27 protein-coding genes are annotated in these 22,085 nt (G+C 60.7%); 17 read left to right on the top strand and 10 right to left on the bottom strand.

Annotated features, from left to right (window positions below; all coding sequences use genetic code 11):
* Nucleotide 1: 1 nt before the first annotated feature.
* From iscA to KI617_RS08530, 12 genes are all read left to right on the top strand, one after another.
* The gene (gene iscA / locus KI617_RS08475) at nt 2-325 is read left to right on the top strand and encodes an iron-sulfur cluster assembly protein IscA (protein ID WP_226451561.1); all 324 of its coding nucleotides are present in this window, start codon (nt 2-4) and stop codon (nt 323-325) included.
* The gene (gene hscB, locus KI617_RS08480) at nt 325-852 is read left to right on the top strand and encodes a Fe-S protein assembly co-chaperone HscB (protein WP_226451562.1); all 528 of its coding nucleotides are present in this window, start codon (nt 325-327) and stop codon (nt 850-852) included. Before iscA ends, hscB begins: the two co-directional genes overlap by 1 nt.
* A 3-nt stretch (nt 853-855) precedes the next feature.
* On the top strand, nt 856-2,745 hold the full coding sequence (hscA, locus tag KI617_RS08485; RefSeq protein WP_226451563.1) for a Fe-S protein assembly chaperone HscA: 1,890 nt from the start codon (nt 856-858) through the stop codon (nt 2,743-2,745).
* On the top strand, nt 2,742-3,086 hold the full coding sequence (gene fdx, locus KI617_RS08490; RefSeq protein ID WP_226451564.1) for an ISC system 2Fe-2S type ferredoxin: 345 nt from the start codon (nt 2,742-2,744) through the stop codon (nt 3,084-3,086). Before hscA ends, fdx begins: the two co-directional genes overlap by 4 nt.
* Nucleotides 3,083-3,277 (top strand): Fe-S cluster assembly protein IscX, encoded by a 195-nt coding sequence (iscX, locus tag KI617_RS08495; RefSeq protein ID WP_226451565.1) that lies wholly within the window; start codon nt 3,083-3,085, stop codon nt 3,275-3,277. The genes fdx and iscX overlap by 4 nt, the downstream gene beginning before the upstream one ends.
* 7 nt (nt 3,278-3,284) lie before the next feature.
* Nucleotides 3,285-3,680: a DUF2237 family protein gene (locus KI617_RS08500; RefSeq protein WP_226451566.1), complete on the top strand. Its 396-nt coding sequence runs from the start codon at nt 3,285-3,287 to the stop codon at nt 3,678-3,680.
* A 97-nt stretch (nt 3,681-3,777) separates the two neighbouring features.
* Entirely contained in the window at nt 3,778-3,990 is a 213-nt protein-coding gene (locus KI617_RS08505; RefSeq protein WP_404826804.1) for a YkgJ family cysteine cluster protein, read from the top strand.
* A 30-nt stretch (nt 3,991-4,020) separates the two neighbouring features.
* Complete coding sequence (locus tag KI617_RS08510; protein ID WP_226451568.1) at nt 4,021-4,248, top strand: VF530 family protein; 228 nt, start codon at nt 4,021-4,023, stop codon at nt 4,246-4,248.
* Nucleotides 4,245-4,442 (top strand): hypothetical protein, encoded by a 198-nt coding sequence (locus KI617_RS08515; RefSeq protein ID WP_226451569.1) that lies wholly within the window; start codon nt 4,245-4,247, stop codon nt 4,440-4,442. Before KI617_RS08510 ends, KI617_RS08515 begins: the two co-directional genes overlap by 4 nt.
* Nucleotides 4,443-4,446: 4 nt before the next feature.
* Complete coding sequence (locus KI617_RS08520; protein WP_226451570.1) at nt 4,447-4,701, top strand: hypothetical protein; 255 nt, start codon at nt 4,447-4,449, stop codon at nt 4,699-4,701.
* A gap of 146 nt (nt 4,702-4,847) precedes the next feature.
* Nucleotides 4,848-6,146, top strand: coding sequence for a DUF898 family protein (locus KI617_RS08525; RefSeq protein WP_226451571.1), 1,299 nt, complete (start codon nt 4,848-4,850; stop codon nt 6,144-6,146).
* The gene (locus KI617_RS08530) at nt 6,143-7,153 is read left to right on the top strand and encodes a M48 family metallopeptidase (RefSeq protein ID WP_226451572.1); all 1,011 of its coding nucleotides are present in this window, start codon (nt 6,143-6,145) and stop codon (nt 7,151-7,153) included. The genes KI617_RS08525 and KI617_RS08530 overlap by 4 nt, the downstream gene beginning before the upstream one ends.
* A gap of 6 nt (nt 7,154-7,159) precedes the next feature.
* On the opposite strand, the gene serB is transcribed toward KI617_RS08530, so the two are convergent.
* From serB to KI617_RS08550, 4 genes are all read right to left on the bottom strand, one after another.
* On the bottom strand, nt 7,160-7,999 hold the full coding sequence (gene serB, locus KI617_RS08535) for a phosphoserine phosphatase SerB (protein ID WP_226451573.1): 840 nt from the start codon (nt 7,997-7,999) through the stop codon (nt 7,160-7,162).
* Nucleotides 8,000-8,009: 10 nt separating this feature from the next.
* A complete protein-coding gene (locus KI617_RS08540; RefSeq protein ID WP_226451574.1) occupies nt 8,010-9,083 on the bottom strand; it encodes a 3-deoxy-7-phosphoheptulonate synthase in 1,074 nt (357 codons plus the stop codon).
* Nucleotide 9,084: 1 nt separating this feature from the next.
* Nucleotides 9,085-12,528 (bottom strand): transcription-repair coupling factor, encoded by a 3,444-nt coding sequence (gene mfd, locus KI617_RS08545; protein WP_226451575.1) that lies wholly within the window; start codon nt 12,526-12,528, stop codon nt 9,085-9,087.
* A gap of 138 nt (nt 12,529-12,666) precedes the next feature.
* Complete coding sequence (locus tag KI617_RS08550; protein ID WP_226451576.1) at nt 12,667-13,242, bottom strand: hypothetical protein; 576 nt, start codon at nt 13,240-13,242, stop codon at nt 12,667-12,669.
* A gap of 291 nt (nt 13,243-13,533) precedes the next feature.
* On the opposite strand from KI617_RS08550, the gene KI617_RS08555 reads away from it, so the two are divergent.
* A complete protein-coding gene (locus tag KI617_RS08555; RefSeq protein ID WP_226451577.1) occupies nt 13,534-15,135 on the top strand; it encodes a nucleotide sugar dehydrogenase in 1,602 nt (533 codons plus the stop codon).
* Between the two features lie 245 nt (nt 15,136-15,380).
* Entirely contained in the window at nt 15,381-15,578 is a 198-nt protein-coding gene (locus KI617_RS08560) for a hypothetical protein (protein ID WP_226451578.1), read from the top strand.
* Nucleotides 15,579-15,595: 17 nt separating this feature from the next.
* Here the strand turns inward: KI617_RS08560 and KI617_RS08565 are convergent, their stop codons facing one another.
* From KI617_RS08565 to KI617_RS08590, 6 genes are all read right to left on the bottom strand, one after another.
* Nucleotides 15,596-15,802: a hypothetical protein gene (locus tag KI617_RS08565; RefSeq protein ID WP_226451579.1), complete on the bottom strand. Its 207-nt coding sequence runs from the start codon at nt 15,800-15,802 to the stop codon at nt 15,596-15,598.
* Between the two features lie 67 nt (nt 15,803-15,869).
* Nucleotides 15,870-16,457 carry a dienelactone hydrolase family protein gene (locus KI617_RS08570; RefSeq protein ID WP_226451580.1) on the bottom strand — a complete coding sequence of 196 codons (588 nt, stop codon included), beginning with the start codon at nt 16,455-16,457 and terminating at the stop codon, nt 15,870-15,872.
* Nucleotides 16,454-17,548, bottom strand: a complete 1,095-nt coding sequence (gene amrS / locus KI617_RS08575; protein ID WP_226451581.1) for an AmmeMemoRadiSam system radical SAM enzyme — start codon at nt 17,546-17,548, stop codon at nt 16,454-16,456. The genes KI617_RS08570 and amrS overlap by 4 nt, the downstream gene beginning before the upstream one ends.
* Nucleotides 17,545-18,093 carry an AmmeMemoRadiSam system protein A gene (gene amrA, locus KI617_RS08580; RefSeq protein ID WP_226451582.1) on the bottom strand — a complete coding sequence of 183 codons (549 nt, stop codon included), beginning with the start codon at nt 18,091-18,093 and terminating at the stop codon, nt 17,545-17,547. The genes amrS and amrA overlap by 4 nt, the downstream gene beginning before the upstream one ends.
* Complete coding sequence (gene amrB, locus KI617_RS08585) at nt 18,086-18,889, bottom strand: AmmeMemoRadiSam system protein B (protein ID WP_226451583.1); 804 nt, start codon at nt 18,887-18,889, stop codon at nt 18,086-18,088. The genes amrA and amrB overlap by 8 nt, the downstream gene beginning before the upstream one ends.
* A gap of 10 nt (nt 18,890-18,899) precedes the next feature.
* Complete coding sequence (locus tag KI617_RS08590) at nt 18,900-20,156, bottom strand: MgtC/SapB family protein (RefSeq protein ID WP_226451584.1); 1,257 nt, start codon at nt 20,154-20,156, stop codon at nt 18,900-18,902.
* A 42-nt stretch (nt 20,157-20,198) separates the two neighbouring features.
* Between KI617_RS08590 and ispD the strand changes: the two genes are divergently transcribed.
* The 3 genes from ispD (at nt 20,199) to thpR (ending at nt 21,934) form a co-directional block, all read left to right on the top strand.
* Entirely contained in the window at nt 20,199-20,885 is a 687-nt protein-coding gene (gene ispD / locus KI617_RS08595) for a 2-C-methyl-D-erythritol 4-phosphate cytidylyltransferase (RefSeq protein WP_226451585.1), read from the top strand.
* On the top strand, nt 20,882-21,364 hold the full coding sequence (ispF, locus tag KI617_RS08600) for a 2-C-methyl-D-erythritol 2,4-cyclodiphosphate synthase (protein WP_226451586.1): 483 nt from the start codon (nt 20,882-20,884) through the stop codon (nt 21,362-21,364). The genes ispD and ispF overlap by 4 nt, the downstream gene beginning before the upstream one ends.
* 69 nt (nt 21,365-21,433) lie before the next feature.
* Nucleotides 21,434-21,934, top strand: coding sequence for an RNA 2',3'-cyclic phosphodiesterase (thpR, locus tag KI617_RS08605; protein WP_226451587.1), 501 nt, complete (start codon nt 21,434-21,436; stop codon nt 21,932-21,934).
* Nucleotides 21,935-22,085: the final 151 nt, after the last annotated feature.

Below are 22,085 nucleotides of genomic sequence, written 5' to 3' on the forward strand. Positions count from 1 at the left end.
CATGGGCGTCACCTTGAGCGACACGGCGGCAAAGCACGTCGCCAACTTCCTGACCAAGCGGGGCAAGGGTATCGGCTTGCGCCTCGGCGTGCGGACCAGCGGCTGTTCCGGCATGGCGTACAAGCTGGAATTTGTCGATGAGGTGAATGAAGACGATCTCGTTTTCGAAACTGCCGGCGTCAAGGTCATTGTTGATGCGAAGAGCCTGCCGTATCTGGACGGAATGGAACTGGATTTCGCCCGCGAAGGTTTGAACGAAGGTTTCAAGTTCAACAATCCGAACGTCAAGGATCAGTGCGGCTGCGGCGAATCGTTTAACGTCTGATGGACCTGCGAGCCGATCACTTCTCCTTGTTTGGATTGAACCGTGGTTTCCGGATCGATCTCTCTGACTTGGACTCCCGTTACCGGGATGTCCAGGCGCAGGTTCATCCGGACCGCTTTGCCAACGCAAGCGATGCAGAGCGCCGGATGTCGATGCAGTGGGCAACACACGCCAACGAGGCTTACCAGACGCTGAAAAAGCCGCTGGAGAGGGCCAAATATTTGTTGCATCTGGCTGATCACGACATTCAGGCGGAAAACAATACCGCCATGCCAGCCGATTTTCTGATGGAACAGATGGAGTGGCGCGAAGCAGTGATGGAAGCGCGCAATGGCGGTGATCATCACGAACTCGAACATCTGCACAACCGCCTGCGTGGCGACATCAAGAGTCGCTACGAAGAACTCGCCCAGTTGCTGGATGATGAGAATGACTACGCCGTGGCGACTGATCGGGTGCGTCGCCTGATGTTTTTGGAAAAACTCCTGTACGAAATCGACGACGCGCTGGCGTCGCTGGAAGATTAAATAATGGCACTGTTTCAAATCGCCGAACCGGGCGAATCGGCGGCACCGCACGAGCACAAGCTCGCTATCGGTATTGATCTCGGTACGACCAATTCGCTGGTCGCCACCGTGCGCAGCGGCATCGCCGTTTGCCTGAATGACGACCAGGGCCGCCCGCTGCTGCCTTCCGTTGTGCGCTACCACGCTGACGGCACGACCGAGGTCGGTTACGACGCGCAGAAAAATCAGGCGGTCGACCCCAAGAACACCATTGTTTCGGTCAAGCGCTTCATGGGGCGGGGCACCAAGGACATCGCTCATGTCGAATCGATGCCTTATGACTTCGTTGAGTCACCGGGCATGGTCAAGCTGAAGACCCATACCGGTATCAAGAGCCCGGTTGAAATCTCGGCTGAAATCCTGAAAACCCTGAAGGCAAGAGCTGAAGCGGGTCTTGGCGGCGATCTGGTCGGCGCCGTGATTACCGTGCCGGCCTATTTCGACGATGCCCAGCGCCAAGCCACCAAGGATGCTGCCCGCCTGGCTGGCCTCAATGTTCTGCGCCTGCTTAACGAACCGACCGCGGCCGCTATCGCCTACGGACTGGATAACGGTGCCGAGGGCGTCTATGCGGTCTACGACTTGGGTGGCGGTACTTTTGATATTTCCATTCTCAAGCTGACCAAGGGCGTTTTCGAGGTCATGGCCACCGGCGGCGATTCGGCGCTGGGTGGCGACGATTTCGACCACCGCATCTACTGCTGGGTCATCGAGCAGGCGAAATTGCAACTGCTCTCACCGGAAGACGCACGTCGCCTGATGATGCGTTGCCGCGAAGCCAAGGAGTTCCTGACCAACAACCCGGAAGCCCCGATCTCGCTGCGTCTGGCCTCGGGCGAGAACGTCGAGGTCAAGCTCGACGTCGCCACCTTCGCCCAGATCACCCAGACGCTGATTTCCAAGACCCTGCAGCCGGTCAAGAAAGCCTTGCGCGATGCCGGCCTGCGCGCTGAGGACATCAAGGGAGTGGTCATGGTTGGCGGCGCGACGCGCATGCCGCAGGTGCAGAAGGCGGTTGGCGATTTCTTCCGCCAGGAACCTTTGACCAATCTCGACCCTGACAAGGTTGTCGCGCTTGGTGCAGCGACCCAGGCCAATTTGCTGGCCGGCAACAAGACCGGCCGCGACGACTGGCTGTTGCTTGATGTCATCCCACTGTCGCTCGGCCTCGAAACCATGGGTGGCCTGACCGAGAAGGTCATTCCCCGCAATTCGACCATTCCGACGGCGCGCGCCCAGGAATTCACCACCTTCAAGGACGGCCAGACGGCGATGGCTATTCATGTCGTGCAGGGCGAGCGCGAAATGATCTCCGACTGCCGTTCATTGGCCCGCTTCGAGCTGCGCGGCATTCCGCCGATGGTGGCCGGCGCGGCGCGCATTCGGGTCACTTTCCAGGTCGATGCCGATGGTTTGCTGTCGGTCACGGCCCGCGAACAGACGACTGGTGTCGAATCCAGCATTACCGTCAAGCCGTCTTATGGCCTGTCGGACGACGAGATCGCCGGCATGCTCAAGGATTCTATGGAGCACGCCAAGGATGACGCCATGACCCGTGCGCTGAAGGAAGCGCAGGTCGAGGCGCAGCGCATGATCGAGGCGACCGAGGCGGCGCTGGCTGAAGACCCGCATCTGCTCAACGAACCCGAAACGGCCAAGATCAAGGCGACGATCGCCAAGCTGGCTGAAACGATGGCTGGTGACAATCGCCGCCTGATCAATATCGCCATGGACGACCTTGGGTTCGAAACCCAGGCCTTTGCCCATCGCCGCATGGATCAGAGTATCAAGAAGGTGTTGTCGGGCCGCAAGGTTGACGACATCAAGGTTGGAGAAGAGGGAGAAAAGGCATGACGCAAATTATCGTGCTGCCGCACGTCGAGCTATGCCCGGATGGTGCCGTGATCGAGGCCGAAGAAGGCAAGTCGATCTGTGAAAATCTGCTGGCCAATGAGATCGAACTCGACCATGCCTGTGAGATGTCCTGCGCCTGTACGACCTGCCACGTCATCGTGCGTGAAGGTTTCAATTCGCTGGAAGCCGCCGAGGACATTGAGGAAGACTTGCTGGACAAGGCCTGGGGGCTGGAGCCTAATTCCCGCTTGGGTTGCCAGGCAATTGTCGGCACCACGCCGCTGACTGTCGAGATCCCGAAATACAGCATCAACATGGCGAAGGAGGGGCACCGCAAATGAAATGGACTGACATCAACGATATCGCCATCGAACTGAGCGACGCCCATCCGGACAAGGATCCGCTGAAGATCAATTTTGTCGATCTACGTGACTGGGTGATGGCCTTGCCCGGGTTCAACGATGATCCCAAGCATTGCGGCGAAAAGATTCTCGAAGCCATCCAGCAGGCCTGGATCGACGAAGTCGCCTGACGCCGCCATGAAATCGCGTGATCTCCCGGGGCGTGGCAGTCAACTCAATGTCCTGGGCGGTCCGCTGCTGACTTGCAGCGATCAGCCAGTCACCGGCTTTTTTCGCGATGGTTGCTGCAATACCTCGGAAGACGATTTCGGCAGTCACACCGTCTGTGTCGTACTCACCGAAGAATTCCTCGCCTATTCCAAGGGGGCAGGTAACGACCTGTCGACACCGCGCCCCGAGTTCGATTTTCCCGGATTGAAGGCAGGCCAGCGCTGGTGTCTTTGTGCGGCACGCTGGGTTGAGGCCTGGCGTCTAGGCAAGGCGCCGAAAGTCTCCCTGAATTCGACCAATCAGGCCGCCCTCGAAATCGTTCCGCTCGATCTGCTCAAGCAGCACGCAATCGACTTGCACTGAGATGGTGTGTTCAATCCCGGCCGTTTTTCCGGAAGCGTCGGAAGACATCTCCTGCGAAAACTGTTCGGCTTGCTGCTGCCAATTGGAAGTGATGCTGATGGAAGGCGACGATGTTCCTCGCCGTTTCTCCACCCAGGACGACTGGGGCGGTTGGGTCATGCGGCGCTTGGACGATGGTTGGTGTGCTGCGCTGGATCGTGACACCATGCGCTGTACAATCTACGAACGCCGGCCGGATAACTGCCGGGTGTTCGAAATGGGGGATAGCGATTGCCAGCGCGAGCGTGTGTTGTTCTATGCGCCGATCTGAGCCTGCGCCACCGATACCATACTGATATTCATGTCCGAAAAACAAGCCAACAACCCGCTACATGGCCTGACCCTGGAAGCCATCCTGATCCGATTGGTCGACTATTACGGCTGGTCCGAGCTGGGACAGATCATCGAGATTCGCTGTTTCAATCTCGACCCGAGCATTGCTTCCAGCCTCAAGTTTCTGCGTCGAACCCCTTGGGCGCGGGAAAAGGTCGAAGCACTCTACATTTCCACCGAATTTGACTCAAAATGACCTACGAAGAACACCTTGACGAAGTAAGCACGCTGATCTTCGAAAAGTACGATGTGACCGAGCAGAAGGCGATCAAGATGGTGATGCGCGCCCAAGCCGACGATTTTTTCAGCGGCCATGACGACGATCCGTCGATCTGCACGCTGGACCGGGCGCACCTCGACGCCAAGGCCGTCTTTAAGAAATACAAGTAAGCAGATGCGCTCGACCCGTGCCACCGCTGCCGTCGCCCGGCTAAATCAACGTAGCGAAGGTCGCCACTACCTGATGGTGATGACTGGCGATGGCAAGTTTGTTCTACGCGAACGACTGCCAAGTGGCGACAAGGATGTTGCCGAAGCGCTGCCGCTTGATGATTTCGTGCGTCTGGTCAATGCCACTGGACCGCAAGTTGTACCTCGCATGACCAAGAACGACGCGGCCTTCGCCAAACAGCTGGTCCGAAAGACCTGACTTCCTGTATGCGGTCGAACGGGCTGCCCAGAATTTCAGTCCGCCCTTGTTTCCCCTTCAGCAAAAATCATTTGTCATCAATTTTTGTGTCAAATGGATAAAATGTCGCGATAGACATCATTGTCGACAATCCATTTGGGGGAAGCATGCAAGCGGTCGCGGTAAATCACTATCAGATACTCGGGGTCGGGCAGCAAGCGACTCTGGATGAAATAAAGGCAGCCTACGCGAAGAGGTTCTCAGTCTTTCGCGAAATGCTGGTGCAGCGCGAACCTGCCGCCGCAGAAGAGCTTGGCGCATTGCGAGAAGCCTTCAAGATTCTCAGCCACCCTGAGGCTCGCATTGCCTACGATGCCACGCTGGACGAAGCGCCGCCAGCATCGATCCCGCCAACCACCGTGACAGAGGCTGAAGCCCGGCCGGCGGGAGCGCGCGAGGAGAAATTCAAGTTTGTCGGCGACGGCAGCGAATACTTCCGCATCTGGATCGTCAATGTGTTCCTGAGCATCATCACCCTCGGCGTCTATTCAGCCTGGGCCAAGGTGCGTCGGGAACAGTATTTCCATCGCAACCTGATGCTCGATGGTTCGGGTTTTGACTATCACGGCAAGCCAATGGCCATTCTCAAGGGCCGTATCGTCGCTGTCCTGCTGCTCGGCGGTCTTTCTGCGGCCCAGCATTTCAGTCCGCTGGCCTACGGGATCGCCATCCTCTGCCTGTTGCCGGTGGCGCCTTGGCTGGCCGTCAAGGCCTTGCGTTTTCGGGCCTACAACACCAGTTACCGGGGCCTGCGTTTCTCCTTCCACGGTACTTACGGCCAGGCATTCAAGGTCTTCATCGGCTACGGGCTGCTGGCTACGGTGACGCTCTGGTTGGCATTTCCGGTTTTCTACCGCCAATTGCGAAAATTCATTCTCGATAACACGCGTTTTGGCACGACGGCATTCGATTGCTCGGTTACGACGGGGGCCATTTACAAGATTTTCCTGCTCCCCGGTGCGATCATCGTCGTGCTCTTTCTCGCTCTCGGGGCACTTGCCGCGATAGCAGCCGGTGCTGGCGGCGGTGCGTTTGCTGCCCTGGGCTTCGCTTTTCTGCTCATTCCGCTATTGCTGCTCCTGTCGCAGGCTGTGGTTATGCCCTATGTCGCCGCGCGCACCAACAATGCGATCTGGAGCACGACTCGCCTTGGTTCCCACCAGTTTGTCAGCCGCTTGCCGGTCGGTGGCTATATCGGCCTCACCGTGGTGAACTGGTTGGCCATCATCTTTACGCTGGGCTTGTTCATTCCCTGGGCGCGGGTCCGGGTTGCCCGTTTCCGGGCCGAACATCTTGCCCTGGAAGTCGATGGCAGCCTCGATGCGTTCGTGGCCGGCGAAGCCGGTGCTGCAACGGCGCTTGGCGACGAAGCCGCCGAGATGTTCGATCTGGATATCGGCCTGTGAAAGGAATAGCGGCCTCTTATTACGATGGACGCACGCCGCTCAGGCAATCTGCGGAGTTGCTTGCCATTGGTGATGAAATCGTTGCTCGGGGAGCGTTCGGCGAGCGGCGTGCCCGGTGTGCCGAGGTCGAAATCTCCGAGCCGATGGGCCGCTCTCCACGCTTTGTCCGTTTTGCTGACGGCGGTACGTTCGAAGTGGCCGATCTCGAAGGGTTCTCGCGCTGGCTAATGGCTGCCGGGTTCAATGATGACTCCCTGGTTGTGCGCATGCAAAAGCATTGGTCATGGGCGCTGGGTTCACTGCTCGGGGCAGTATTGCTGATAGCGGCGATCTATGTCTGGGGGCTGCCAGCCTTCGGCAAGATGCTGGCACCGAGAATCCCCGAACCCGTTCTCCAGGCGCTGTCGGCGCAGACCCTGGGTGTTCTCGATGGCAAACTGCTGGCGCCATCACGTCTAAGCGAGGCGAGACGTGCTGAATTGACCCGATACGCCGACCAGCTATTGCAGGCGGGAGCAAATCTACCAGCCCATCGCCTGCATTTTCGTTCATCCGCACTGGGACCCAATGCCTTCGCACTGCCGAGTGGCGATGTCGTGGTTTTTGATCAATTGGTCGAACTGGCGGAGAACGACGATGAAGTGGCCGGCGTCATCGCACACGAATTGGGGCATGTTGCCTACCGGCACGGGGTGCGCCAGTTGATTCAGTCATCGCTGGTTTCCTTCGTGGTCGGCATCTACTTCGGCGATGTTTCATCGATGGCGGCCAGCCTTGGCGCGGTGGCGCTCGAGTCACGCTACTCGCGCGAATTCGAACACGAAGCCGATGCCTACGCCGCCCGGACCATGCTGGCTGCAGGGCGGGGAACCGAGCCGCTGGCGGCGATGCTGGATCGCATGGAAAAAACCCATGCGGCGAAGAGAGGGGCTGCTTCCCGGTGGGATGTTCTGTCGTCGCATCCCGATACCGCCGAGCGCATTGCCCGCCTGCGGGCCATGCGCTAGATCGGGTCAGTCAAACAGGTTGAGCAGCGAATCCAGGCCGCCGTAATTGATCGCCACGTCGGCTTTGGCGCGGGTGGCCGGCTTGGCGCGGAAGGCCACCGACAGGCCGGCCTGGGCCATCATCATCAGGTCGTTGGCACCGTCGCCACAGGCGATGACCTGTTCCTTTTTCAGCCCCAGTTCATCGGTCAGGCGGGCTAGGTGATGCGCCTTGGCGGCGGCATCGACGATATCGCCGACGACGCGGCCGGTCAGCTTGCCACCGGAGATTTCCAGTTCGTTCGAGGTGGCGAAGTCAAAACCCAGTTCGATGCGCAGGCGCTCGGTGAAATAAGTGAAGCCACCAGACAGGATAGCGGTGCGCAGGCCAGCGTTCTGGCAGGCCTCGAGCAGTTCTCGGGCGCCGGGCGAAAGCAGCAGGCGCTCGCCGAAAACCCGGGCCAGCACGCGGGCATCGAGCCCTGCCAACAGCGAAAGGCGACGGCGCAGGCTTTCGCGATAGTCGATCTCGCCACGCATGGCTGCTTCGGTGACGGCCGAGACTTCTTCTTTCTTGCCGGCAAAATCAGCCAGCTCATCGATGCATTCGATAGTGATCAGCGTCGAATCCATGTCGAAGCAGATCAGGCCGAAATCGGACAGTTTCTTGCCAGTCTCGGCAAAGGCCCAGTCGAGCTTCTCGGCTTCGATCAGCGGAATCAGCGCGTCGAAATCCGGGGTTCGGGCTGCGCCCTTCAGGCGAACGACCTGCGGCGGCCGTGGTTCGACGGCTGTGGCGCCGGTAGCGTTCACGATGCGTTCGAGCAGGAAGGTAGGCAGGGCACCGCCCTGGATAATCAGATTCATCGACACAGGCTCAGGAAAGGCGTTCCGGCAGCACGTCGCGCAGCAGCACGGCGGCGTCGCGGATCATCTTTTCGGTGGCGTCCCAGCCCACACAGCCGTCAGTGACCGAGCAGCCGTACTTGAGCTGGCTGAGATCAGCCGGGATGGACTGGTTGCCGGCTTCGATGTTCGACTCGATCATCACGCCAAGCAGCGACTTGTTGCCGCCGCGGATCTGGTTGACCACATCGGCCATGACCAGCGGCTGCAGTTCAGGTTTCTTGGAACTGTTGGCGTGCGAGCAATCGACGACGATATTGGCCGGCAGCTTGGCCTTGACCATGGCCTGCTCGGCGATGGAGACGGAGACGGTGTCGTAGTTCGGACGACCGTCACCGCCGCGCAGCACGACGTGGCCATAGGCATTGCCCTTGGTGCGGACGATGGCGACACGGCCTTCGCTGTTCAGACCGAGGAAGGAGTGCGGACGCGAGGCGGAGAGGATGGCATTGACGGCCACCGACAGGTCGCCATTGGTGGCGTTCTTGAAGCCGACCGGGGTCGACAGGCCGGAAGACATTTCGCGGTGGGTCTGCGATTCGGTGGTGCGGGCGCCGATGGCGGTCCAGGTGATCAGGTCACCGTAGTACTGCGGGCCGTAGGGGTCGAGCGCCTCGGTGCCGGCGGGCAGACCGAGTTCATTGACCTGGAGCAGGAATTCACGCGCCTTTTCCATGCCGATGTTGACCTGGAAGGAATCGTCCATGAACGGGTCGTTGATGTAACCCTTCCAGCCGACCGTGGTACGCGGCTTTTCAAAATAGACGCGCATGATGATCTGCAGCACGTCACCGACTTCATCGGACAGCTTTTTCAGGCGGCGGGCGTAATCCATGCCGGCGACCGGGTCGTGGATGGAGCAGGGACCGACGACGACGAACAGGCGGTGATCCTTGCGGTCGAGAATCTTGCGCAGCAGGTTGCGGCCGTGGGTGACCGTTTTGGCAGCCTTGGTGCTGAGCGGCTGGCGGGCGTTGATTTCTTCCGGCGTCGGCATGGCGTCGAAGGCGGTTACGTTTACGTTGTCGATGTTCTGTGTCGTCATGTCAGTGGCTCAGCTGGCGAATCATGTCTTTGACTGCAGCAACCTTGTCGTTCAAGGTCGGGCAGTGGCGTAAAAGGGAAATTTTATCCTGTCCGGCTAATTTATAGCTGCGGTTGTTCTGAATCAAATGAATAATCTTGATCGGCTCGATAGGCGGGTTCTTGGCGAACTCCGGCCCGAACTGCAGGGTGATCTGGTCGGTCGAGGCATCCAGCTTCTGTATGCAAAGTGGTTTGACCAGGATGCGCAGCCGGTGCGTGGCGAGCAGCGACTGGCCCTGCAGCGGCAGTTCGCCGAAGCGGTCGATCAGTTCTTCCTGCAGCGTATCGATTTCCTCGGCGCTCTCGCAGTTGGCCAGGCGCTTGTACAGCGTCAGGCGCTCGTGCACGTCGGGGCAGTAGGCGTCGGGCAGCAGGGCCGGGGTACGCAGGTTGATTTCGGTGGAAATGCCCAGCGGCTGGGTCAGATCGACGGTGTCGATGGCCTTGCCCTGCTTGAGGTGCGCGACGGCGCGGTTGAGCATTTCGGTAAACAGGTTGAAACCGACTTCCTGCATCTCGCCCGACTGGTTGTCGCCGAGCACTTCGCCGGCGCCGCGGATTTCCAGATCATGCATGGCCAGGAAGAAGCCGGAGCCAAGTTCCTCGGACATCTGAATCGCCTCCAGCCGTTGCTTGGCCTGCTTGGTCATCGCCTTCTCGTCCTGGACCAGCAGGTAGGCGTAGGCCTGGTGGTGCGACCGGCCGACCCGGCCGCGCAACTGGTGCAGTTGGGCGAGGCCGAACTTTTCGGAGCGGTTGATCAGGATGGTGTTGGCGTGCGGGTTGTCGATGCCGGTCTCGATGATGGTCGTGCATAGCAGGACGTTGGCACGCTGGCCGGTAAAGTCGCGCATGACGCGTTCCAGTTCGCGTTCGTTCATCTGACCGTGGCCGATCACGATGCGCGCCTCGGGGACCAGCTTTTCGAGCTTTTCCCGCATGTTCTCGATGGTGTCGACCTCGTTGTGCAGGAAATACACCTGGCCGCCGCGCTTCAGCTCGCGCAGCACGGCTTCGCGGATGATGCCGTCGGAGAATTTGGAGACGAAGGTCTTGATGGCGAGGCGCTTCTGCGGCGCGGTGGCGATCACCGAGAAGTCGCGCAGGCCTTCCATGCTCATCGCCAGCGTGCGCGGGATCGGCGTTGCGGTCAGCGTCAGCACGTCGACCTCGGCGCGCATGGCCTTCAGCGTTTCCTTCTGGCGGACGCCGAAACGGTGTTCCTCGTCGATGACGACCAGCCCAAGGCGCTGGAACTTGACGTCCTTGCCGATCAGCTTGTGCGTGCCGATGATCACGTCGATCTTGCCTTCGGCCAGTTCCTGCAGCGCCTGCGCCGATTCCTTGGCGGTCTTGAAGCGGGAAATTTCGGCGATCTTGACCGGCCAGTCGGCGAAGCGATCGACGAAGGTCTGGTAATGCTGTTCGCAGAGCAGGGTGGTCGGGCACAGCACGGCCACCTGCTTGCCGCCGGCCACGGCACAGAAGGCGGCGCGCAAGGCGACCTCGGTCTTGCCGAAGCCGACGTCGCCGCAGACCAGCCGGTCCATCGGCTTGCCGGAGCGCATGTCCTCGATCACCGCGGCGATGGCCTGGGCCTGATCGTTGGTTTCCTCGAAACCGAAACCGTCAGCGAAGGCCTCGTAGTCGTTTTCCTGGAATTCAAAAGCGTGGCCCTGGCGGGCGGCGCGGGCGGCGTACAGGGTCAGCAGTTCGGCGGCGGTGTCGCGCGCCTGCTCGGCGGCCTTGCGCTTGGCCTTTTCCCACTGGCCGGAACCGAGCGTGTGCAGCGGCGCGGCATCCGGCTCGGCGCCCGAGTAGCGCGAAATCACGTGCAACTGGGCGACCGGCACGAAGAGCTTGGCCTCGTTGGCGTAGTGCAGTTCGAGGAATTCCTGCTCGCCGGTGCCGAGGTCCATGCGGATCAGGCCGCGGTAACGGCCGATGCCATGGCTTTCATGGACGACCGGGTCGCCGACCTTGAGTTCGGTCAGGTCCTTCAGCCAGTTGTCGAAACTGGCCTTGCGCGCGGCCTCGCGGCGGGTGCGGCGCGGGGCGCCGGCGTAGAGCTCGGTTTCGGTAATGAAAGCCAGCCCCGGTAGCGCGAAACCGCCGTGCAGCGGGCCGACGCCCAGCGTCAGTGGCGCATCGGCTGCGGCGAAGCCGGCAAAGTCGGCGCTGGCGGCGGGCTTCAGGCCGTGTTCGGTCAGCATGGTGGTCAGCGTTTCACGGCGGCCGGCTGATTCCGCCAGCAGCAGCACGCGGCCGGGTTGGCTGGCGAGGTAGTTTTTCAGCTTGCCGAGCGGATCTTCAGCCCGGCGGTCGACGGCAATGTCGGGCAGGGCGGTTGTCGCCGGCTTTTCATCCTTGGCCAGAAAAGCTAGTCGACCATAGGACTTGGCTGCCGTGAAGAAGGCCTCGTCGGACAGGAACAACTGCTCCGGCGGCAGTAGTGGCCGGGCCTTGTCGCCCTGCAGCATGTTGTAACGCGAGCGGGTTTCGCTCCAGAAGGCAGAAATCGCAGCCGGCGCATCACCGTGGGTCACGAACACCGCATCCGGCGGCAGATAATCAAAAACAGTGGCCGTCTCGTCAAAAAACAGCGGCAGGTAATACTCGATGCCAGCGCTGGCGATGCCCTGGGAAATATCCTTGTAGATGCCCGACTTGGCCGGGTCGCCCTCGAAAGTCTCGCGGAAGGCCTGGCGGAAATGTGTGCGTCCCTTGTCATCCATCGGGAATTCACGGGCCGGCAGCAGGCGGACGTCCGGCACCGGGTAGACGGTGCGCTGGGTATCGACGTCGAAGGTCTTGATGCTCTCGATCTCGTCGTCGAACAGGTCGAGCCGGTAAGGCAGTTGCGAACCCATCGGGAAGAGGTCGATCAGCCCGCCGCGGATCGAATACTCGCCGGGCGACACCACCTGTGTCACATGCGCATAGCCGGCCAGCGTCACCTGGCTACGGAATTTCTCGGCGTCGAGCGTCTCGCCCTTCTTGAAGGCGAAAGTGTAGGCAGCCAGAAAGGCCGGCGGTGCCAGCCGGTAAACGGCCGTCGAGGCTGGCACCAGCAGGATGTCCAGTTCGCCCTGCGTCGCTGCCCACAAGGTCGCCAGCCGCTCGGAAACCAGATCCTGGTGCGGCGAAAAGGTGTCGTAGGGCAGGGTTTCCCAGTCCGGCAGCAGGCGCACGCGCAGGTTCGGTGCAAACCAGGGAATTTCGTCGAGCAGGCGCTGCGCATCGGCCGCATTGGCGGTGACGACGGCAAGCAGCTTGCCGGCGTTGCCGACGGCGATTTCAGCCAGGGCCAGGGCATCGGATGATCCGACCAGCGGCGGCAAATCGATGCGGGCGCCAGCCTTGGGCAGGGCGGAAAGGGACAGCAAGGGGGAGGAAGCGGACACTGCGAAGCGGATGGCGTTGCGGACCTTGGATTATAGCCGCTTCGACAATTGGGGCCGGAGATGTTTCCGGCCCCGAATTGCTTGAAACTCATGCCGCGCCAGAGGCGTTTTTTCCTCAGGAACGGGCGGTTTTTCTGATCAAGGTGCCGGTCTGCTCCTGACTTCCTTGCAGATGGCGATTTCCTCGTCAGTCATGACGGGTTTGATATCGCAGCGCGCTTCCCAGGCCGCCTGCCGTTTCTTGCGGTCAAGCATGGCGAGTTCGCGATTCTTGACCACCGCCTCGGCCTCACGGCGCTTTTTATCTTCGGTAGCAGCGATGGCGGCTTGTTCGGCCTGCTCTTTGCGCTTTTCTTCATCCGCCGCCTGTTGAAGTTTCCGGGCTTCCAGGGTTGCGGCATCCCGCTTGGCGCGCGCCGCTTCTTTTTCCTGGCGTATGCGGCGAAGGTTCTCGTCTTCTTCGCCCGCCGCCTGGTTGCCAGTCGAAGAATTGCTGCTGCCGGCCGACTCGTCGTTGGAACGGCCCGAACGATTGACGGTGTGTCGGACGATTCCACTGCCGCTGCCGGTTTCGCTGGCATGCGTTTCGGTGGCGTGGTTCGAATGTGAGTCGCTTGAGCTGTGCGATGAGCGACCGCGTCCTTTGGCGTCCGAGTCGGTCGAAATGCCGAGGGCCAACGCAACGAGAATGCTGGCCAAGCCGATACGGTTCATGTGTTCCCCCTGAAATTTGTTGTTTAGCAAGACGGCATGAATTTTAGCCAAATATGTTGTGGCCCATCATGGGGGATTTCACGGACTGCATTGCGCGCACAAAATTTCCTGCCCACGCTCCGGCAGCCCCGCGTGACAAGGATCATCCGTGATGAATTCGATATATTCCTTCTCTGCCAAGTGGAATAATCTGTGAGAAGTTGTGTCTGAGAATTACTGAAAACAGGAGCATTCATCGTGTCTGCATCGCAAAACAAAGTGTCAGTCTCGCCAGCGGGTGAGTCATTTCCTTTGCCTGATCAAGCCGACTACGCGGCGGAATATCAGCGCGTCAAAATCCTCGCCGAAGCAGCACGTGCAAGCGGCAAGGAGGTGGTGGTGGTCATGGGCGTCGGCTTCGTCGGTGCGGTGATGGCGGCCATCGTGGCCGATTGCGAAGGCCAGGATGGCCAGCCGAGCAAGTTCGTGATCGGCTGCCAGCGCCCGTCGACGCGTTCGTTCTGGAAAATTCCGCTGCTCAATCGTGGCATTTCGCCGGTCAAGGCCGAAGACCCGCAGGTCGACGTGCTGATCGGCCGCTGCGTGCTGGAAAAGAAAACGCTGATCGCGACCTACAACAGCCAGGTGCTCGATCTGGCCGATTGCGTGGTGATTGATGTGCAGTGCGATTTCCTGAAGCAGGAACTGGGCAACATGAAGTCCGGCGAATGCGACATGGCGGCACTGGAAGCGACGCTGAAAACGGTCGGCCAGCATATCCGGCCGGAGTGCCTGGTGCTGATCGAAACGACGGTGGCGCCGGGAACGACGGAGTTTGTCGCCTGGCCGATCCTGAAGAAGGCCTTCGCCAATCGCAACATCGCATCGGTTCCGCTGCTGGCCCATTCCTACGAGCGGGTCATGCCGGGGCGCGAATACGTGGCCAGCATCCGGGATTTCTGGCGTGTCTGTGCCGGTTGCGATGCGGCGGCGCGGGCGCGGGTCGAAAAATTCCTGCACGAGGTGCTCAATACCGACAAATTCCCGCTGACGGTGATGGACCGGCCAATCGAATCGGAAACGGCCAAGATTGTCGAAAACAGTTACCGGGCCACGATCCTGGCCTATCTGCATGAGTGGTCGCTATTCGCCGAGCGCAATGGGGTCGATCTGGTCAAGGTGGTCGATGCGATCAAGATGCGGCCTACCCACAGCAACATGATCTTCCCCGGTCCCGGTATTGGCGGTTATTGCCTGCCCAAGGATGGCGGCCTCGGCTACTGGGCCTACAAGCACATCCTCGGTTTCGAGGACGGCGACAAGGTATTCAGGATCACGCCGGTGGCGGTCGACATCAACGACACACGTGCCCTGCATGTCGCCGAGCTGACCCGTGATGCCCTGCGCAACATGGATCGCTACATCGCCGCCTCGCAGGTGCTGATCGCCGGTGCCTCTTACCGGCAGGATGTCGGCGATACGCGTTACAGCGGCTCCGAGCTGGTCGTCCGCAAGTTGGCCGAAATGGGGGCCGAAATGCGCGCCCACGATCCGTATGTCGAGCAATGGTGGGAATTTGCCGAGCAGGACAAATACCCGACCTCCGGTCTGTCGTGGAAGCGCTTTTTCCGCAATCAGGACGAACTGTCGGAACTCAAGGTCGAGGACAATCTTCAGGCGGCCTTAAAGGGTGTCGATGCTTTTATCCTGGCCGTTCCGCACGATGCCTACCGCAATCTGACGCCGGAGCAGGTGGTCGAATGGGCGGGGCGGCCGATTGCCGTCATCGACTGTTTCGGCATGCTCAAGGACGCCACCATTGCCCGCTATTTCGAACTGGGTTGCGAAGTGAAGGGCTTGGGTCGCGGCCATATCCAGCGCATCAAGAAGGCGGTGAGCAATAAAGAGGCATAGGAAGCTTGCCCAACAAAAAGTCCCCGAATTTTGGGGACTTTTTTGTGAATTTTTGTCGGCTAAAAATTGGCTACCATATTGCCTCGGCGTCTGGAAGACGGCTTGTCTCCGCGCTATTGGCCAGATGGGACAGGAAGGCCGGTTGACCATGAGCGTGCATTTGAACGGAGTCCTCGGTCGATAGGGGATTTCCGATCCGGGCTGAAATGTTATTATTTTTGCCATTTTAAAGATGGACAAAGAAAATGAATTCAAACTTGAACAACGAGCGCCGCAAGGACGCGCAACGGCGTCACATCAATGGTGGACCGCCAAAGGGATCGTCTGACCGGCGAGTCAATATCGAGCGGCGCTTGTTCAATCTCGATGCAGGCTGTGTCGAGGAATGGCTGAGCAAGCCGCCATCAAAAGCCGGGGCTGACAGCAAGCTGTCCGCCAAGTAAGTAGTCGGCCGCAAATCTTAATGTGCTGCCGGGTGTGTGGCATTCAGCGTTTCGCGACTGCCTTCTTCGCTGACCCCGCTGCTTTCAGTGAAGTAACCGCATAACGGGCATTTGAAGCCAGGCGGACAGTTGTGTTCGCGGGCACACTCTGACTGGGTTTCGTCGGTCAGAACCATTTCACGAACAGCTTCACAGCGGGCGAGCGGGGAATCGAAGAATGACATCGGAGTCTCCAGGCGAGTAGGCTGAACTTTCAGTCTAGTCTGGATGCTGGAAATTGCCAGTGGCATGCTAAAAATGCCGAGAAAACCACGTGGCGACTGGTATTGCCGTGGCTTCGCCGATTTCCAGCACCTGTTTTTCATGAACGCAGTTCAGGTGCGATGTTGCCCGTTGGTAAGCCGTTTCGCCAATGCTGTCGTCGGCATCGAAGAGCATCAGGAGCGGCGCCACCAGCAAGTCCAGGGCCTGCGCGCCGGCGCGGTCGATCAGGCCGCCATGGCACACCACCGCCTTGACCTGAGCATCGCGTTGGGCGGCGGCGCGAATGGCGGCCGGGGCGATTTCACCGCTGGCAAAGATGCCGAGGGGCAGATCCTGCATGTCGCCGTCGTTGCGAATCATGTCTAGGATGTCGATCAGGCGAAGGGCAAGCCGCGGCACGTTTTGCGTTGCGTCGGCAAACTGCAGTTCATGTGCCGACAGCAATTCCATGACGAAAACGGCGTAGCCCTGTGTGACCAGGTTGGCGGTGCTGACCGTATCGATGGGCAAGTGATGCGAGCGGGCGAGCAGGATCAGCCCCCGCGGGAAATCCGGTCTTTCCAGTTGCCCAAGGAGGGACCCGTGCGGGGTTTGCAGGGTGATGTGGCGATTCATGCGGACAGGCGTACCGGAATGCGGTTTGGACCGAAGGCGTGACCGTCGCGGCCAAGCGTTCTGCCGAAGCGCCCGGCAATGGCGGTCTGGCAGTGCGGGCAATGGCCTTCCGGCGTCAGGTCGTAGCGGCGAATGTCGTACCAGTCGCGAACGATCAGCGCGGCATGGCAGTTGGGGCAGAAGGTGGTGCCGCCCTCGCTGTCATGAACGTTGCCGGTAAACACATAGTTCAAGCCGGCATCGAGTGCGATGCGGCGGGCTTGCGTCAGGGTCGCGGGCGGGGTTGGCGGGATGTCTTCCATTTTCCAGTCGGGATGGAAGGCCGAGAAATGGAGCGGGACGTCCGGTCCGAGTTCCCGCGCAACCCAAGTGGCGAGTTCGTTGATTTCGGCGGGGCTGTCGTTCTGGCCGGGAATGAGTAGCGTGGTGATCTCCAGCCAGCAATCCGTTTCATGGTGGATGTAGACCAGGGTGTCGAGAATGGGCTGCAGGTGGGCAACGCAGAGCTTGCGGTAGAAGTCCTCGGTGAAGGCCTTGAGGTCAACGTTGGCGGCATCCATGACGGCAAAGAACTCGCGGGCCGGTTCAGGATGGATGTAGCCGGCAGTGACTGCGACGTTGCGGATGCCCTGCTCGCGACAGGCGAGCGCGGTGTCGATGGCGTATTCGGCAAAGATCACCGGGTCGTTATAGGTGTAGGCGACCGCATCGGCACCGTAGCGCCGGGCGGCCTGGGCGATTGCCTGCGGGCTGGCGCTGTCCATCAGGCGGTCCATGTCCTTCGACTTGGAGATATCCCAGTTCTGGCAGAACTTGCAGGCCAGGTTGCAGCCGGCGGTGCCGAAGGACAGGATGCTGCTGCCCGGGTAGAAGTGGTTGAGCGGCTTCTTCTCGATTGGATCGATGCAGAAGCCCGAGGAGCGGCCATAGGTCGTCAGTTGCATGGCGCCATTGACCATCTGGCGGACGAAACAGGCGCCGCGCTGGCTTTCGTGCAGCTGGCAGTCGCGCGGACAGAGGTCGCACTGGACGCGGCCGTCGGGCAGAGCGTGCCACCAGCGGGCCGGGTAAAGCGAATCGGGCTGGCTCATGGTGAAGCCTCCTTCCATTTTTTGACCTGGTAGCGCTCAAGTTGAACATTGGGGCCCCAGTAGTCGGCGGGCAATCCGGCCTTTTGCTTGAGGTGGGCCATGAACATGGCCGGGTCGGGCAACTGTTCCCAGACCTGGGGCAGAAAGGTTGAGCGGCGATTGCCTGCCGTGAAGATCACGCCGTCGATGTCCGGACGCAACTGGGCGAGGGCATCGGCTTCGCTGCTGAAGCTCATCGGCTCGGCCGGCGTCAGTAGCGAGACTTCGACGCGGGTGACCGGCAGTTCGTCGGCACTCAGTGGTTCGAAACGCGGATCGCGGAAGGCGGCGGCGAGGGCGTTTTCCTGAACATCCTTGAGCAATGGCCGCCAGGCTTCAAGGCTGCCGATGCAGCCACGCAGATTGTCGTGCTGGGTCAGGGTGACGAAGACGGCGCCTGGCTGGTGCAATTCCGGCAAATCCGCGACCGGGTTGCCGGAGACGCCAAAGCGCGAGGCTATTGCGTTGCGTGCCAGCGTCAGCAGGGTGGTGCCGAGATCAGCCATGATCATCTCCTTCAGCAAAGGAGAATGCCGCGTAACCGACAACGCGGTTCTTGTCACCGGCAGTGTCGCCTGAATTGCACAGGCCGAGCAGCTTGGGAGTCAATCCGCGCCCACGGGCGGCAAGCAGCAGGCCGTTGATCGGGAAGGCACCGCAGGCCTGCTCGGGGTGGATGTGGGTGTCGAATTGCAGGATGTGGCGGCAGGTGTTGGCATCCACCTGCTGTGCCGTGCCGTAGGGCAGGAAGTGCGAGAGGTCCGAGCTGACGACAATCAGCGTTTCAGGGCCGCCCCACAGCAGATCAAGCACTTCGGCCACCGCTTCCGGGGGCGCATCGCCAACGGCGAGCGGAACCAGCGTAAATGGCTCAAGTACTCGCTGTAAAAAAGGCAGGTGCACCTCCAGCGAGTGCTCGAAGGCGTGGACATGGTTGCTGAAGACGATCTGCGGCAACCCGGCAATGCTGGCGATGGCCCGGGCGTCGAGCTGGATGCTGCCCAGTGGCGTGGAAAAAGCCTCGACCTCCGGAAGCGCGATACCTTCCACCGCGACGCGATGCGTCGGGCCGAGCAGGATCACGCGGCGGATGGTCTGGGCCCATGGCTTCAGCGTGGCGTAGGCCGTCGCGGCAGTCGAGCCGGAGTAAATGTAACCGGCGTGGGGAACGATCAGGGCTTTGGGCTGGAGCCCGGACTGGGGGCTGGCTTCAGCCAGAAAATGATCGACGGTAGCGGACAGCGCGTCGGGATCGCCGGGGTAGAAGGTGCCGGCGACGGCAGGGGGGCGGGTATTGATCATGGTCGGCTCCTCAAACGAGCATCAATCCAATGGCCATGCCGCCGCCAATGGCGAGCAGGCCGGGCAGGGCGTGGCGCGCCAGTTTTCCGCCACCGATGCTGAGGACCAGCCCGATCTTGAAGATCAGGTTGGCCATCAGCGCCAGCGTGACCGCGATCACGGCGTCGCCACTGATGACTTTTTCCAGGTTGAACATGCGCAGGGTGGATAGCACGCTGGCGTCGGCATCGGTCAGGCCGGAAACCAGCGCCACGATGTACAGGCCGCTGTTGCCGGCGACATCCTGCAGCCAGGCGGAGGCAAGCAGAACCACTGCATAGAGCAGGCCGAAGGAGATGGCCGTTTTCAGCTCGGTCGGATTCTTGACCTCGGGCATGGGCAGTTCGCCAGCGCTGGCCAGCGTTCGCCAGCTATATAGCGTCAGCGCGATGCCGGGAATGATGCCGCAGGCAAAAACAAGGGTGATCGGCCCGATCAGCTTGGGTGCCACGAGGCTGGAGACGATGCCGATCCGGATCATCACCATGATGTTGGCGATCAGGATGACGATGGCAGCCATGCGGGTCAGGTCGCTGTGGTCGCGGGCATGGCGGGAGAACATCATGGTCGTCGCGGTTGACGAGGCCAGGCCGCCGAAAATGCCGAGCATCGCCGCCCCATGGCGGGCGCCGACGATGCGCAATGCCAGGTAGCCGGCCAGCGCCAACCCGGAAATCAGCACGACCATCCACCAGATCTGTCGCGGATTGATCGCGTTGTATGGCCCGAAGTCATCGCTCGGCAAAATTGGCAGGATGACGAAGGACAGCACCGCAAACTGCAGGATGGAGTTGATGTCCTTCGGCGTCGTTCGCTCGCTGAACTGCTTCAGTTCGGCCTTGAAGTAAAGCAGCACGGTCGTGGTGATGGCAAGCATGACAGCCAGCGTGGCATAGCCAAACCAGACGGCAGCCCCGAGACCGTAGGTGACGACGACTGCCGCCTCGGAGGTGAAGCCGCGATACTGCTCCTCCTGCTGCGAGGAGAAATTGGAGGCGATCATTGCGCCGGCGATGACCAGCAGGCCGGCAGCGAGCAGCCAGGTGCTGCCGGAACGTTCCTCCAGCAGCGCAAACAGGCAACCGAGCATGGCGACCAGCGAGAAAGTGCGCAAGCCGGCGGCAGAGTCCGGGCGCCGTTCGCGTTCCATGCCGATCAGCAGACCGATGCCCAAGGCCGTTGCAAACGCCTTGACCGGTTCAACCAGTTCAGGGACCACGAAGCTCATGCGGATTCCTCTTTTCTCGTTGTTCTTCAGTAAAATTAAGCCATGCCACGACATTACGCAATCGTTCCTGCTGCCGGCAGCGGTTCCCGCTTCGGCGCCGAGAAGCCCAAGCAGTATCTTGACCTCCTTGGCCGCCCCCTGATTTTCCACACCTTGGCCGCCCTGACTGCTTGTCCGGAGATCGAACGGGTCTGGGTGGTACTGGCGCCGGATGATCCCTGGTGGCCGCGTTACGACTGGAGCGAACTCGGTTCCAAGCTCGAAACCGTGCGCTGCGGCGGAGCGACGCGGGCGGAGAGTGTGACCAACGGCTTGCGGGCGGCGGCGATGGTCGCTGCCGACGATGACTGGGTGCTGGTGCACGATGCGGCACGGCCCTGTCTTTCAGCCGCCATGCTCGATGCGCTGTTTGCCGAACTGGCCAGTGACCCGGTCGGCGGCATCCTGGCCGTGCCGGTCGCCGATACCTTGAAACGGGCCGATGCCGAGCAGCGCGTTGGCGCCACGGAACCCCGGGATGGCCTGTGGCAGGCGCAAACGCCGCAGATGTTCCGCTACGGCTTGCTCGGCGAGGCGCTGGAAAAGTGTCGTGATGTCACCGACGAAGCCGGTGCCATCGAGGCCATGGGCCTCAAACCCAGGCTGGTGCGCGGTGATTCGACCAATCTGAAAGTCACCTATCCGGCCGATCTTGCGCTGGCTGCGATGATACTGAGGGCACGCAAATGAATTTCCGCGTCGGGCAGGGCTACGATGTGCACAAGCTGGTCGAGGGCCGCAAGTTGATCCTTGGCGGTGTCGAGATTCCGCATCCGACCGGGCTGCTCGGCCATTCCGACGCCGATGCGCTGCTCCATGCGATCACCGATGCGCTGCTTGGTGCGGTTGCACTGGGCGACATCGGCCGCCATTTCCCGGACACCGATCCACGCTACAAGGGCGCCGACAGCCGTGTCCTGCTGCGTGCTGCCGTTGCCCTGCTTGCCGAACGAAATTGGCGGCCGGTCAATGTCGATGCGACGTTGATCGCCCAGCAGCCGAAGCTGGCTCCGCATGCCGCCGCGATGGTCGCCAATGTGGCCGCCGATCTCGGCATCGCGACCGATTGCGTCAATATCAAGGGCAAGACCAACGAACGCCTGGGCTATCTAGGGCGCGAGGAAGCGATCGAGGCGCAGGCGGTAGTGCTGGTGGAACGTGTCGGCTGAAGGCAGGCCAGAACAAACGCAACGGCCGGCAACGGCCAGAGTTTTTTCGCTCTTTGGCCGCCGGCCGATGTGGCCGACCGACTCGCCGAAATAGCCGCCAACGCGGCGGCCAACTTTGGCGGACGAGCGACACGCTGCAATACCATCCATCTGACGCTGGCTTTCCTTGGCGAAGTGCCGGAGTCTCGCCTGGCGGAACTTTGTGCCTTGGCCGATAGCGTTCAGGGGCCATCCTTCACCATGGTCCTCGACCGGCTGGGCTACTGGCGGCATAACCATCTGTTGTGGGCAGGTTCTCAGGCTCCGGTAGCGCCGCTTGGTGAACTGGTCAGTTGCTTGCGAAGTGTCCTGGCCAATGCCGGTTTCAAGGTCGATGCCGAGCGGCAGGGTTTCGTGCCCCATGTCACGCTGGTCCGCAAAGTTCCGGCCAATGCCGGATTGTTGGAAAACCATCAGTTTCCGTCGTTCGAATCATTGGCTTGGCGTGCCGATCGCTTTGTTCTGGTCCGCTCCCGATTATCGTCTTCAGGGTCGGAGTATCTGATTCTCCGGGAGTTTTCTTTGTCATAAATGACAAAGAGTTATTTTTGTCATAAAAATAATTCGACAGAGGCCACGCTCAGGGTCTAAAGTTTCCCGGACAGATGTCGGTAACAAGCTGGATGACAGACGACACAATCAATTCCACGTATCCAGAAAACTGGGTATGGAAATAAAGGGG

The sequence above is a fragment of the Ferribacterium limneticum genome (genome assembly GCF_020510625.1).
GTDB classification, from domain to species: Bacteria; Pseudomonadota; Gammaproteobacteria; order Burkholderiales; family Rhodocyclaceae; genus Azonexus; species Azonexus limneticus_A.